The sequence below is a fragment of the Pseudomonas sp. UF-293 genome (assembly GCF_058245595.1).
In genome coordinates this window covers 25,021-38,143 of sequence record NZ_JBSICA010000012.1, presented here as the reverse complement: position 1 = coordinate 38,143, position 13,123 = coordinate 25,021, and the positions used below count along the sequence as shown (strand labels likewise).

Below are 13,123 nucleotides of genomic sequence, written 5' to 3'. Positions count from 1 at the left end.
ACATAACCGCTATAATCGCCGCCTTTTCATCGGCCCATACGATTCTGACATGAGCAAAACCCGCGACCTGATTCAATCGGCACAACGCACCATCCGCCTCGAAGTGGAAGCCGTCCAAGGCTTGATGGCCCATATCGACGCCGATTTCGTACGCGCCTGCGAGATGATTCTGGCCAGCAAGGGCCGCGTGGTCGTAGTCGGCATGGGCAAATCCGGGCATATCGGCAACAAGATCGCCGCGACCCTGGCCAGCACCGGCACCCCGGCGTTTTTCGTGCATCCGGCCGAAGCCAGCCACGGCGACATGGGCATGATCACCCGCGACGACGTTATTCTGGCCCTGTCGAACTCTGGTTCGACCAATGAAATCGTGACTCTGTTGCCGTTGATCAAGCGCTTGGGCATTCAACTGATCAGCGTCACCGGCAATCCGCAGTCGCCATTGGCGAAGGCAGCCGAGGTCAATCTCAATGTGCATGTCGAGCACGAAGCCTGCCCGCTGAATCTGGCACCGACCTCTTCGACCACCGCCGCGCTGGTCATGGGTGACGCTCTGGCCGTGGCCTTGCTGGAAGCGCGTGGTTTCACCGCTGAAGATTTTGCCTTCTCGCATCCGGGTGGCGCCCTTGGCCGTCGCCTGCTGCTGAAAGTGGAAAACGTCATGCACGCCGGGCAAGAGCTGCCACAGGTACAACGCGGCACCCTGCTCAAAGACGCACTGATGGAAATGACCCGCAAAGGTCTGGGCATGACCGCTATCCTTGAAGCCGACGGCAAGCTCGCCGGGATCTTCACCGACGGTGATTTGCGCCGCACGCTGGATCGCGCCATCGACATCCGCAGCGCCACCATCGACCAAGTGATGACTGCACACGGCAAGACCGCCCGGCCCGACATGCTCGCCGCCGAAGCCCTGAAAATCATGGAAGACCATCGAATCAACGCCCTGGTAGTCGTCGACGAGGAGGATCGCCCGATCGGCGCCTTCAACCTCTCCGATCTGCTGCGCGCAGGAGTCATGTAATGAGCAACGATCTGCTGCAACGCGGCAAAGCAATCAAACTGGCTGTGTTCGACGTCGACGGCGTGCTCACCGATGGGCGCCTGTACTTCCTCGAAGACGGCAGCGAGTTCAAGACCTTCAACACCCTCGACGGCCAGGGTATCAAGATGCTGATGAATGCCGGCGTACAAACCGCGATCATCAGCGGTCGCAAGACCCCGGTGGTCGAGCGTCGCGCGAAAAACCTCGGCATCCCCCATCTGTTTCAGGGGCGTGAAGACAAACTGGTGGTACTCGACGGTCTGCTCGCGCAACTGGGCCTAAGCTATGAAGAAGTCGCCTATCTCGGTGACGATCTGCCAGACTTGCCGGTAATCCGCCGTGTAGGGCTGGGCATGGCGGTGGCCAACGCTGCCGATTTCGTCCGCGAACACGCCCACGGCGTTACCCGCGCCCGTGGCGGCGAGGGTGCCGCCCGCGAATTCTGCGAATTGATCCTGCGCGCCCAGGGCCGCCTCGAAGCGGCCAACGCCGCGTACCTGTGAGCCTGACCATGTTTAGCAAAAAGTTTCGCAACTTCCTGCTGTTCGGCTGCATCGCGGCGATTTTCGCTGCGGTCGGCTATTGGAACATCAGCCCGGAGCGCTTCCTCGACAAGCCGCCGGTCTCGACCGCCGAGAATCCGATCGACTGGTACGCGACCAACACGCACACCATTCAGTACCTGCCCGACGGCAAGGTGCAGTACGAGATGACTTCCGACAAGGCCGAGCACGTCAAGGCGACCGATGTAACCCTGGTGACCAAGCCTGACTTGAACATGTATCGCGGTACCGACTTCCCCTGGCACGTGACCAGCGAACGCGGCGAAGTGAACTCGGGCGGTACCGAAGTGGAATTGATCGATTCGGTCCGCGTGCAGCGCACCGATGAGAAAAAGCGCGGCACCCTGATCACCAGCACCCGCATGACCGTGTTCCCGCAGCAGGAATATGCGCAGACTGCGCAACCCGTTAGAATCGAGGGCGCTGGTGGCGTGTCGACTGGCGTCGGAATGAAAGCGTACCTGAAGGACAGCAGGATACACCTGCAATCGAACGTAAGAGGACAGTATGAGGCTCGTTAAAACCCTCCCTATTTTGCTCAGTCTGGGCGCAGCACTGGGAAGCGCGAGCGCCTGGTCCCTGCCGAACGATCAGCAGCAGCCTATCCGCATTCAGGCCGACGACGCCCAACTGGACGACAAGAATGGCATCGCCACCTATAAAGGTGACGTGATCATTACCCAGGGTTCGATGAAGGTCACCGGCAACACTGTGACCATCACCCGCACCCCGACCGGTGATATCGACGTGGTGACTTCAGTCGGCAACCTCGCCTACTTCGAACAGATGCAGACTGCTGGCGACACCAAGCCTGTACAGGGCTGGGGTGTGACGATTCAGTACCATGCCGCGCAAAACCGCGTCGTACTGATCGACAAGGCCAAGGTTGTCGACAAGGACAACAACACCACTCAGGGCGAGAAAATCGTCTACGACACCGTGAAGAAACTGGCCAGCGCCGGTCGCGCCACGGGCAGCAAGGTCACCGAATCGCGTCCGCGCATCGACATGGTGATCCAGCCGAAGAAGAAAACCGAAGAGAAATCCCAGTAATGGCAACTCTGAAAGCTCAGCACCTGGCCAAGGCCTATAAAAGCCGCCAGGTCGTGCGTGACGTCAGCTTGTCGATCGACAGCGGGCAGATCGTCGGCCTGCTCGGCCCGAACGGCGCCGGCAAGACGACGTGCTTCTACATGATCGTCGGCCTGGTGCAGGCCGATCAGGGCCGCGTGCTGATCGATGACCTGGACGTCAGCCACCAGCCGATGCACGGCCGCGCCAAGGCCGGTATCGGCTATCTGCCGCAAGAAGCTTCGATCTTCCGCAAACTGTCGGTTGCCGACAACATCATGGCGATCCTCGAGACCCGCCCGGAACTCGACAAGGCCGGTCGGCGCAAGGAGCTGGAAAGCCTGCTGCAGGAATTCCACATCAGCCACATCCGCGACAACCTCGGCATGAGCCTGTCCGGTGGTGAGCGCCGCCGGGTGGAAATCGCTCGTGCCCTGGCCACTGCGCCGAAATTCATCCTGCTCGACGAACCGTTCGCCGGTGTCGACCCGATCTCGGTCGGCGACATCAAGCAGATCATCCACCACCTCAAGGCCAAGGGCATCGGTGTGCTGATCACCGACCACAACGTCCGTGAGACGCTGGATATCTGCGAAACCGCTTACATCGTCAACGACGGTCAACTGATCGCCGAAGGTGATGCCGAGACCATCCTGGCCAACGATCTGGTCAAGGAAGTGTATCTGGGTCACGAGTTCCGCCTGTAAGCGCGACAGCGCTGTATCGATTCAAGGCGCATTTATCCGCTTTAATTGTTACAGCGCTCTAGGCAAACACTTCAGTTTCAGGCATATAATTTGCTTAAGTTTGGCGCTTCGGCGCCCTGTAGTGGATGGCGCAAAGCGCCGGCGAATAAGGTGTTAAGCCCCTGCCATGAAACCATCGCTAGTCTTGAGAATGGGCCAGCAGCTGACGATGACACCGCAGCTGCAACAGGCCATCCGTCTGCTCCAATTGTCGACCCTGGACCTGCAACAGGAGATCCAGGAGGCTCTGGAATCCAATCCGATGCTCGAGCGCCAGGAAGAAGGCGACGACTTCGACAACGCCGATCCTCTGGCCGACAACGCCGAACAGAAGCCCGCCGAAATACAGGAACCCTCCTACCAGGAAACCGCCCCGACGGTGGACAACCTTGAGGATGGCGAATGGAACGAACGCATCCCTAACGAACTCCCCGTGGATACCGCGTGGGAAGACGTCTACCAGACCAGCGCCAGCAGCCTGCCCAGCAGCGATGACGACGAGTGGGATTTCACCACCCGCACGTCGGCCGGCGAGAGCCTGCAAAGCCATCTGCTGTGGCAACTGAACCTGGCACCGATGTCCGACACCGATCGCTTGATCGCCGTGACTCTGATCGACTGCATCAACAATCAGGGCTATCTGGACGAAACACTCGAAGAAATTCTTGAAGCGTTCGATCCGGAACTGGACATCGAGCTCGATGAAATCGAAGCCGTCCTGCATCGCATCCAGCAATTTGAGCCCGCCGGGATCGGCGCCCGCAACCTCAGCGAATGCCTGCTCCTGCAACTTCGCCAGTTGCCGGCCAAAACACCGTGGCTGGCTGAGGCCAAGCGCCTCGTCGCCGATTACATCGACCTGCTGGGCAGCCGCGATTACAGCCAGTTGATGCGCCGCATGAAGCTCAAGGAAGACGAGCTGCGCCAGGTCATCGAGCTGGTACAGAGCCTCAATCCGCGTCCGGGCTCGCAGATCGAATCGACCGAAGCCGAATACGTCATTCCCGATGTGATCGTGCGCAAGGACAACGAGCGCTGGCTGGTCGAGCTGAACCAGGAATCGGTGCCACGCCTGCGGGTCAACGCCCAGTACGCCGGTTTTGTGAAACGTGCCGACACCAGCGCCGACAACACTTTCATGCGCAACCAGCTGCAGGAAGCCCGCTGGTTCATCAAGAGCCTGCAGAGCCGCAACGAAACCCTGATGAAAGTGGCCACGCAGATCGTCGAACATCAGCGCGGTTTCCTCGAATACGGCGACGAAGCGATGAAGCCGCTGGTGCTGCATGACATCGCCGAAGCGGTCGGCATGCACGAATCGACGATTTCCCGGGTGACCACGCAAAAGTTCATGCATACCCCGCGCGGTATTTATGAGCTGAAATACTTTTTCTCCAGCCACGTCAGCACCTCCGAAGGCGGCGAATGCTCGTCCACGGCGATTCGCGCGATCATCAAGAAACTGGTAGCCGCGGAAAATCAGAAAAAGCCGTTGAGTGACAGCAAGATCGCTGGTTTACTGGAGGCACAAGGCATTCAGGTGGCTCGCCGCACCGTCGCCAAGTACCGCGAATCCCTCGGAATCGCGCCTTCGAGCGAACGCAAGCGGTTGATGTAAGCCACGTTACAGCGTTCCAGTGGCAGGCTTTTCGGCCTGCCGCTTTATGCACTGGCAACGAAGGAGAAGCTGTATGCAAGTCAACATCAGTGGACACCAACTGGAAGTGACCCAACCTCTGCGTTCCTACATCGAGGAAAAACTCCAACGACTGGAGCGACATTTCGACAAGATCACCAACGTGCAAGTCACGATGTGCGTCGAAAAGCTGAAGCAGAAGATCGAAGCCACCTTGCATATCCCCGGCAGCGAAGTGGTCGCCAACGCAGAAGATACCGACATGTACGCTGCGATCGACTCACTCACCGACAAGCTGGATCGCCAACTCAAAAAGCATAAGGAAAAGACCCAGAGCCTCCTCCAGGGCGCAACCGGTCGTTAACACCCCTATCCCATGATCCGACTTGAAACCATCCTGACCCCCGGCCGTTCCCAGGTGAACGCGCCGGGCGGCAGCAAGAAAAAAGCCCTCGAACAAATTGCCAACCTGATCCACCGCGAAGTGCCGGATCTGGCGATGCAGGATGTTTTCGAGGCGCTGATCGCCCGTGAAAAACTCGGCTCCACCGGTTTTGGCAACGGCATCGCCATCCCCCACTGCCGCCTCAAAGGCTGCGCGGGACCGGTGAGCGCCCTGTTGCACCTCGAAGCCCCGATCGATTTCGACGCCATCGACGGCGCCCCGGTTGACCTGTTGTTTGTGCTGCTGGTCCCGGAAGCCGCGACCGATGCGCATCTGGAGTTGCTGCGCCAGATCGCCAGCATGCTCGACCGCAAGGAAGTGCGCGACAAATTGCGCAGCGCTCCGAGCAATGAAGCCTTGTACCAGGTTGTACTGGACGAGCAGAACGGGCACTAATCATGCGTTTGATCATTGTCAGTGGCCGTTCGGGCTCGGGTAAAAGTACCGCCCTGAATGTCCTTGAGGACAACGGCTACTACTGCATCGACAATCTGCCGGCCGGTTTGCTGCCGGAACTGGCCGAGCGGGCGCTGATTCACACGGAGCTGGCGCAGCCGCTGGTCGCCGTGTCGATCGACGCACGCAACCTGCCGAGCCATCTGTCACGCTTCCCTGAATTGCTCGAAGACGTGCGTGCCAAACACATCAAGTGCGATGTGCTGTATCTGGACGCCGACGAGGAAACCCTGCTCAAGCGTTTTTCCGAGACCCGTCGTCGCCACCCGTTGAGTAACGCCAATCGCTCACTGGCTGAAGCAATTCATGATGAAAGCGCCCTGCTCGGCCCGATCGCCGATTTGGCCGACCTGAAAATCAACACCACCAGCCTGAACCTCTATCAGCTTCGCGACACCCTGAAGCTGCGCCTGCTGAATCAGCCGGAACCCGGTACTGCGTTTCTGGTTGAATCATTTGGCTTCAAGCGCGGCATGCCGGTCGATGCTGACCTGGTCTTCGACGTGCGCTGCCTGCCCAATCCGTACTGGAAACCGGAGCTCCGTGCGCAGTCCGGCCTTGATGCACCGGTGGCCGAGTATCTGGCGCAGCAGCCGGATGTCGAAGAAATGTATCAGGACATCTACACCTATTTGAGCAAGTGGCTGCCACGTTTCGCCGCCAGCAACCGCGCCTACGTCACCATTGCCATCGGCTGCACCGGCGGGCACCACCGCTCCGTCTACCTGACCGAACGTCTGGGTCAGGCCCTGCAGAAAACCCTGAAGAACGTCCAGGTTCGCCACCGCGACCTCACTTAAAGGATTCACACCGCGATGCCTGCTCGTGAAATCGAAATCATCAATAAGCTGGGTCTGCATGCGCGGGCATCAGCCAAGTTCGTCGGCGTGGCCGGTCAGTATCCAGACTGCACGATCAGAGTGGGCCGCACGCCTGAGACGGCTGTCGACGGCAAGAGCATCATGGCGATGATGATGCTCGCGGCGGGTAAAGGCACCAAAATCCATTTGAGCACCGAAGGCGAACAGGCTCAGGAAGCCATGGACGCATTGGTCGATCTGATCGAAAGGTATTTCGACGAAGGCGAATAATCCTTGAGGCGGGGACACTGCTCCTCGCCTCCATTCACCCCAACGCCGTATCCATCACCATCATCAGACAAAACCCGATCAACAGGCCCAGACTGGCCAGGTTGTCGTGCCCATGACGACGCGATTCCGGAATCACTTCGTGGGTCACTACCAGCAACATCGCCCCCGCCGCCAGTGCCAGCCCCAGCGGCAACAGCACCTGAGCCAGACTGACCAGCCACGCACACAGCAACGCAAATACCGGTTCGACCAGCCCTGACGCCGCGCCGATCAGAAACGCCCTGACCCGCGACATTCCCGCGCCGGCCAACACCAAAGCAATCACCAGACCTTCCGGCACATCCTGCAACGCAATGCCCATCGCCAGACTGTCGGCGTCCGCCATCCCGCCTCCGGCAGATACGCCAACCGCCATGCCTTCCGGAATGTTGTGCGCGATGATGGCGAACACGAACAGCCAGATTCGCGGTGGAATCACCGGATGCTCCAGCGTGCCGACGAGCATCTCCGGCGAGGCACCGGAAACGCGCCGATCCACCAGATACAGGCCGAACGCACCGAGCAGAATGCCAAAGCAGATCAGGCCACTGGCGGCCCACGGCGTCAGACCAAGACTTTCGGCCGCAGCGATCCCCGGCACGATCAACGAAAATGCCGTCGCCGCCAGCATCACCCCGGCACCAAACCCAAGCAAGGTATCGCTGAGTGCCTGCGGCATGCGCCGGATCACTAGCACCGGCACCGCGCCGAGCGCCGTGCCCAAGGCGCAAATGGCGCCGCCCTGCAATGCGCGCAGCAATCTGGGTTCCAGATTCAGCCATTGCACACCGTGGGCGACCAGTAAAGTCATACCCGCCAACAGCAACAGCGAACCCACCGCGTAACGAAACATGCGCCCGCTGCCAATCGCCAGTGTTTCCGTGCCCATACTCAGCCCTGATTGTTTTTATTGAAGGCTTAAACCAGTGCGGCCTGATAGCGCGCAGCAACTTCCGGCCAGTTGATCACGTTGTAGAACGCGTTGATGTATTCCGGACGACGGTTCTGGTAGCGCAGGTAGTAGGCATGTTCCCAGACGTCGAGCCCGAGAATCGGGGTGTTGCCGTTCATCAACGGACTGTCCTGGTTACCGCTGCTTTCCACGACCAGTTTTTTCTCCGGGGTCACGCTGAGCCACGCCCAACCGCTGCCGAAACGGGTCAGCGCGGCTTTGGTGAACGCTTCCTTGAAACTGTCGAGTCCGCCCAGTTGCTCGTCGATAGCCTTGGCCAGCGCGCCGTCGGGCTTGCCGCCACCGTTGGGCACCATCACTTCCCAGAACAGCGAATGATTGGCGTGCCCGCCGCCCTGATTGATCACCGCCGCGCGAAGTTTTTCCGGCAGTTGCTGGACGCTGGCAACGAGTTTTTCCACCGGCCATTCGGCAAACTCGGTGCCTTCTACGGCGGCGTTGAGGTTGTTGATGTAGGTCTGGTGATGCTTGGTGTAATGGATCTCCATGGTCTGCGCATCGATGTGCGGCTCGAGGGCATCGTAGGCGTAAGGCAAGGCAGGCAAGGTAAAAGCCATTTCAATGGACTCCATACTGATGAGAAGTTGAGGCGCGGCGGGCATTGCCGGTGTCCGGATGCAGCAGGCGCTGGGTGCGCGGGTACTCGCCGTGCTCGCTGATGAAATTCAACAGTTCGACATAGGTCTTGCTGCTCTGGCGCAACGCCGCTTCACGCAGGGCCGGACGCAAGCGCTCGTCCTGCATGGTCTGCAACAAGCGCTGGTGGATGGCGCAGAGATACTCGGCGCTCTCCTCCGGTTGACTCAGGCGCAGATGCAGGTCGGCGAGGTTGTGATGAGAGACGACGCAGGCCGCCACCGCTTCGTCGGCATCCGCCCAGCGTTCGAACAACACTTGCGCCAGGGCCAGCGCTTGCAGGTACGCCTCGCGGGCGTCGATCAATTCGCCCAGCATGAAGCAGCGATTGGCCCGTTCGATCGTGCGTTTCCAGTGCTCCATGATGAGCCTCCAAAGCGGTTGCGGGGTTTACACGCCGCCGGCGGTGAGTTTCTCGGGGTTGAGCAACTCTTCCAGCTGGCTACGCGACAGATCGGTGTGTTCCAGGGCGACGTCGATCACCGGGCGGCCTTCCTTGTAAGCCTGCTTGGCGATTTCGGCGGCTTTCTGGTAACCGATGATGGGGTTGAGCGCGGTGACCAGAATCGGGTTGCGCGACAACGCTTCTTGCAAGCGCGATTCGTTGACCTTGAAAGTAGCGATTGCCTTGTCACCGAGCAGGCGACTGGAGTTGGCCAGCAGTTCGATGCTGCTCAGCAGGTTATGCGCGATGATCGGCAACATCACGTTCAGTTCGAAATTGCCGGATTGCCCGGCGACGGTGATCACCGAGTCGTTGCCGATCACTTGCGCAGCGACCATGGCGGTGGCTTCCGGGATCACCGGGTTGACCTTGCCGGGCATGATCGATGAACCCGGTTGCAGCGCTTGCAGTTCAATTTCGCCGAGGCCGGCCAGGGGACCTGAGTTCATCCAGCGCAGGTCATTGGCGATTTTCATCAGCGACACCGCAGTAGCTTTGAGCTGGCCGGAGACGGCGACGGCGGTGTCCTGCGAGCCGATCAGCGCAAACAAGTCCTTGCCCGGGGCGAATTGCACATCGGTCAGTTGGCTCAGGTGCCGACTGAATCGCGCGGCGAACTCCGGATGCGCATTGATCCCGGTACCGACCGCGGTGCCGCCCTGCGCCAGCGCTTGCAGGCTTGGCAGCAAATCCTGCAGATGCGCGATGTTGGCCTTGAGTTGCTGCGCCCAGCCGTTAAGCACTTGGCTCATGCGCACCGGCATCGCGTCCATCAGATGGGTGCGGCCGGTTTTGACGTGATGATGCACTTGCTCGGCCTTGCGCTCGATGACCTGGACCAGATGCAACAGCGCCGGCAGCAGTTGTTCATGCAGCACCAGTGCGGCACTGACGTGGATGGTGGTCGGGATGATGTCGTTGCTGCTTTGCCCGCAATTGACGTGATCGTTGGCGTTGACCGGCTCGCCGAGCATTCGGCTGGCCAGCGTGGCGATCACTTCGTTGGCGTTCATGTTCGAGCTGGTGCCGGACCCGGTCTGGAAGATATCTACCGGAAAATGCTGCATGAAGTCGCCTTCGAGTAGGCCTTGGGCGGCATCGCTGATGGCTTTGCCCTGAGCCGCGCTGATCTGGTTCAACTCGACGTTGGCCCGGGCAGCGGCGGCTTTGGCGAGGATCAGCGCGCGGATGAACTGCGTCGGCATCGGTTTGCCGCTGATCGGGAAGTTATCCACTGCGCGCTGGGTTTGCGCGCCGTAGAGAGCGTCCACCGGCACCTGCAGTTCGCCCATGCTGTCGCGCTCAATACGTGTCTTGGTCATTGGGGTGTCCTTGCAGCAAATCAGTGAGGGGAATAGAGGGTTGCAACTCGCAAGTGGCGAGCTGCCAGGTGTAGCGTTGCCAGCGCTGCAAGCGGCACTGACACAGCGACAGGCGCTCCATTTCACGCAAGGGCCGCCAGGCTTGATCGACACAGAGGCTGCGCCAGTGCCACGGCAACGCGACATCGGTGGCAGTGTCGAGCAGCAGACGGAAAGTCGTTTCGGCGACGGTCCAGGGCGAAGTGGCTGTGCAACAGGACAGGTAGCGCCCTTCTGCAAGGTAATGTTCGATCAGGCGCGGTTCGTCGGGATTCAGCGCGCAACGGATCTGGCGACTCATCCAGCGCCAGCTTTCGAGGTAGGGCTGCTCGTGCAAGGCAGAACTCATGATCCGGGACTCGTTCGGAGATGAGATTTATTATTAGATGATAATGAGAACCAACACAAGCACTCGGGTTTGCTCTGGTCACTTGTGGGAGCGAGCCTGCTCGCGAATGCGCGGTGTCAGTCAGCACTTCACAACTGATCCACCGCTTTCGCGAGCAGGCTCGCTCCCACAGGGAAATCGCAGTGAAACCAACAAAAAAGGCGCGCCATCCAGAACGGATGGCGCGCCTTTTCGGCTTTACGAAATCGGAAGCTTAGCTGCCGGCGACAGTCATCCGCTCAATCAATACCGAACCGGTGCGGATGTTGCTGCGCAGTTCCAGGTCGTTACCCACCGCGACAATCTGCTTGAACATGTCGCGCATGTTGCCGGCGATGGTCACTTCCTGCACAGCGAACTGGATCTCGCCGTTCTCCACCCAGAAGCCCGCCGCGCCGCGCGAATAGTCGCCGGTGACCATGTTCAGGCCGTGCCCCATCAACTCGGTGACCAGCAGACCTCGGCCCATGCGCTTCAACAGCGCTGCCTGATCCTCGTCGCCATGGGTGACGAACAGGTTGTGCACCCCGCCCGCGTTGGCGGTGCTCGGCATGCCCAGCTTGCGCCCGGAATAGGTGCCGAGGATGTAGGAGACCAACTCGCCCTTTTCGACGAACGGTTTGGCGTAAGTCGCCAGGCCATCACCGTCGTAGGAAGCACTGCCCATGGCACGCATCAGATGCGGACGCTCATCGATGGTCAGCCATTCCGGGAACAGCTTCTGCCCCAGTGTGCCTTCGAGAAACGACGATTTGCGATACAGACTGCCGCCCGACACGGCCGAGAGGAAGCTGCCGAACAGGCCACCCGCCAGCTCAGCGGAAAACAGCACCGGCACCTCGCACGTCGGCACCGGACGCGCGCCCAGACGGCTGGCTGCTCGTTGCGCAGCACGCTGGCCGATGCTCACCGGATCGGCGAGCAGACTGCCCTGACGATTGACGTCGTACCAGTAATCGCGCTGCATCTGGCCATCGGCTTCGGCGATCATTACGCAACTCAGGCTGTGCCGGGTCGACGCGTAACCGCCGATGAAACCATGGCTATTGCCATAAACCCGGCAGCCCTGATGGGTGCTGAGGGTGGTGCCGTCGGCGTTCTTGATCCGCGCATCGGCGTCGAATGCCGCTGCCTCGCAGAGCAAAGCCTTCTCGATGGCCTGCTCCGGGGTAATGTCCCACTCGTGGAACAGGTCGAAATCCTGCACATCCCTGGCCATCAGAGCCGCATCGGCGAGGCCTGAGGCTTCGTCCTCGGAAGTGTGTTTGGCGATAGCCAGCGCCGCTGCGACCGTTTCACGAATCGCCTCTGGCCCGGTGGCCGAGGTGCTGGCCGAGCCCTTGCGCTGGCCAACATACAAGGTGATGCCAAAACCCTGATCACGGTTGAATTCAACGGTTTCGACCTCGCGCTGACGCACCGAGGTCGACAGGCCCTGCTCCAGCGACACCGCGACTTCACAGGCGCTGGCGCCCTGGCGCTTGGCTTCGGCGATGATCTGCTCGACCTGTTCTTGCAGTGCCGGCAATGCCTGCGGGCCGACGCTTTGAACTGCACTCATGCTCATCTCCACTCAAATTCTGCTTTCGGCTGGGGTCATCGAGCGACCGGGCCGGACAAGCGGCCCCCGACTGGTTATCATGGCGGCGTTTCTTTGCGGACTGCCACCATGGTTGATTCTTACGACGACTCCCTCGATACGGGAGAAAAAAGCAAATCTCAGGTCAAACGCGAGTTGCATGCGCTGGTTGACCTCGGCGAGCGCCTGACCACACTCAAGCCTGATCTGGTCGCCAAACTGCCATTGACCGACGCTTTGCGCCGGGCACTGGCCGATGCGCCCAAGCACACCGCGAACATCGCGCGTAAACGGCATTTGCAGTTCATCGGCAAACTGATGCGCGACCAGGACACGGACGCGATTCTGACTCTGCTCGATCAACTCGATGCCTCCACTCGCCAGTACAACGAGCGCTTCCATAATCTGGAACGCTGGCGTGACCGCCTGATCGCGGGCGATGACGCCGTACTGGAGAAATTCGTCATCGAGTACCCGGACGCCGATCGCCAGCAATTGCGTTCCCTGATCCGTCAGGCCCAGCACGAGGTTGCGCAAAACAAACCTCCGGCTTCGAGCCGCAAGATCTTCAAATACATTCGGGAGCTGGACGAGACTCAACGCGGCCTGCGTTGAAAATCGTCACCGGGTGGCCGTCCTGCGCGCCACC

17 protein-coding genes are annotated in these 13,123 nt (G+C 60.2%); 11 read left to right on the top strand and 6 right to left on the bottom strand.

Going from position 1 to position 13,123, the window contains the following annotated elements:
• Window positions 1–49: 49 nt before the first annotated feature.
• The 10 genes from AC4IHP_RS15160 (at window position 50) to AC4IHP_RS15115 (ending at window position 7,053) form a co-directional block, all read left to right on the top strand.
• A complete protein-coding gene (locus AC4IHP_RS15160) occupies window positions 50–1,024 on the top strand; it encodes a KpsF/GutQ family sugar-phosphate isomerase (RefSeq protein ID WP_039759372.1) in 975 nt (324 codons plus the stop codon).
• Window positions 1,024–1,548, top strand: a complete 525-nt coding sequence (locus tag AC4IHP_RS15155) for a KdsC family phosphatase (protein ID WP_016771677.1) — start codon at window positions 1,024–1,026, stop codon at window positions 1,546–1,548. The genes AC4IHP_RS15160 and AC4IHP_RS15155 overlap by 1 nt, the downstream gene beginning before the upstream one ends.
• 8 nt (window positions 1,549–1,556) lie before the next feature.
• Window positions 1,557–2,129: an LPS export ABC transporter periplasmic protein LptC gene (gene lptC / locus AC4IHP_RS15150; protein ID WP_042608756.1), complete on the top strand. Its 573-nt coding sequence runs from the start codon at window positions 1,557–1,559 to the stop codon at window positions 2,127–2,129.
• Window positions 2,116–2,661, top strand: a complete 546-nt coding sequence (gene lptA / locus AC4IHP_RS15145) for a lipopolysaccharide transport periplasmic protein LptA (protein ID WP_460124015.1) — start codon at window positions 2,116–2,118, stop codon at window positions 2,659–2,661. The genes lptC and lptA overlap by 14 nt, the downstream gene beginning before the upstream one ends.
• Complete coding sequence (lptB, locus tag AC4IHP_RS15140) at window positions 2,661–3,386, top strand: LPS export ABC transporter ATP-binding protein (RefSeq protein WP_024011621.1); 726 nt, start codon at window positions 2,661–2,663, stop codon at window positions 3,384–3,386. Before lptA ends, lptB begins: the two co-directional genes overlap by 1 nt.
• 166 nt (window positions 3,387–3,552) lie before the next feature.
• On the top strand, window positions 3,553–5,043 hold the full coding sequence (locus AC4IHP_RS15135) for an RNA polymerase factor sigma-54 (RefSeq protein ID WP_130888597.1): 1,491 nt from the start codon (window positions 3,553–3,555) through the stop codon (window positions 5,041–5,043).
• Between the two features lie 73 nt (window positions 5,044–5,116).
• Window positions 5,117–5,425: a ribosome hibernation-promoting factor, HPF/YfiA family gene (gene hpf, locus AC4IHP_RS15130; protein ID WP_007912419.1), complete on the top strand. Its 309-nt coding sequence runs from the start codon at window positions 5,117–5,119 to the stop codon at window positions 5,423–5,425.
• Window positions 5,426–5,437: 12 nt separating this feature from the next.
• Window positions 5,438–5,902 carry a PTS IIA-like nitrogen regulatory protein PtsN gene (gene ptsN / locus AC4IHP_RS15125; RefSeq protein ID WP_041477978.1) on the top strand — a complete coding sequence of 155 codons (465 nt, stop codon included), beginning with the start codon at window positions 5,438–5,440 and terminating at the stop codon, window positions 5,900–5,902.
• A 2-nt stretch (window positions 5,903–5,904) separates the two neighbouring features.
• Window positions 5,905–6,762, top strand: a complete 858-nt coding sequence (gene rapZ / locus AC4IHP_RS15120; RefSeq protein ID WP_460124006.1) for an RNase adapter RapZ — start codon at window positions 5,905–5,907, stop codon at window positions 6,760–6,762.
• 15 nt (window positions 6,763–6,777) lie between these two features.
• A complete protein-coding gene (locus AC4IHP_RS15115) occupies window positions 6,778–7,053 on the top strand; it encodes an HPr family phosphocarrier protein (protein ID WP_490832062.1) in 276 nt (91 codons plus the stop codon).
• A 34-nt stretch (window positions 7,054–7,087) separates the two neighbouring features.
• On the opposite strand, the gene AC4IHP_RS15110 is transcribed toward AC4IHP_RS15115, so the two are convergent.
• The 6 genes from AC4IHP_RS15110 to pmbA form a co-directional block, all read right to left on the bottom strand.
• Window positions 7,088–7,981, bottom strand: a complete 894-nt coding sequence (locus AC4IHP_RS15110) for a ZIP family metal transporter (RefSeq protein WP_490832061.1) — start codon at window positions 7,979–7,981, stop codon at window positions 7,088–7,090.
• Between the two features lie 29 nt (window positions 7,982–8,010).
• The gene (locus AC4IHP_RS15105) at window positions 8,011–8,622 is read right to left on the bottom strand and encodes a superoxide dismutase (RefSeq protein WP_133334726.1); all 612 of its coding nucleotides are present in this window, start codon (window positions 8,620–8,622) and stop codon (window positions 8,011–8,013) included.
• 1 nt (window position 8,623) lies between these two features.
• Window positions 8,624–9,064 (bottom strand): DUF2753 family protein, encoded by a 441-nt coding sequence (locus tag AC4IHP_RS15100; protein WP_490832060.1) that lies wholly within the window; start codon window positions 9,062–9,064, stop codon window positions 8,624–8,626.
• A 27-nt stretch (window positions 9,065–9,091) separates the two neighbouring features.
• Window positions 9,092–10,468, bottom strand: coding sequence for a class II fumarate hydratase (locus tag AC4IHP_RS15095; RefSeq protein WP_490832059.1), 1,377 nt, complete (start codon window positions 10,466–10,468; stop codon window positions 9,092–9,094).
• Window positions 10,449–10,856: a FagA protein gene (locus AC4IHP_RS15090; protein WP_490832058.1), complete on the bottom strand. Its 408-nt coding sequence runs from the start codon at window positions 10,854–10,856 to the stop codon at window positions 10,449–10,451. The genes AC4IHP_RS15095 and AC4IHP_RS15090 overlap by 20 nt, the downstream gene beginning before the upstream one ends.
• Window positions 10,857–11,109: 253 nt before the next feature.
• Window positions 11,110–12,456: a metalloprotease PmbA gene (pmbA, locus tag AC4IHP_RS15085; RefSeq protein ID WP_024011613.1), complete on the bottom strand. Its 1,347-nt coding sequence runs from the start codon at window positions 12,454–12,456 to the stop codon at window positions 11,110–11,112.
• Window positions 12,457–12,564: 108 nt separating this feature from the next.
• On the opposite strand from pmbA, the gene yjgA reads away from it, so the two are divergent.
• Window positions 12,565–13,089: a ribosome biogenesis factor YjgA gene (gene yjgA, locus AC4IHP_RS15080; protein WP_016771692.1), complete on the top strand. Its 525-nt coding sequence runs from the start codon at window positions 12,565–12,567 to the stop codon at window positions 13,087–13,089.
• Window positions 13,090–13,123 lie beyond the last annotated feature (34 nt).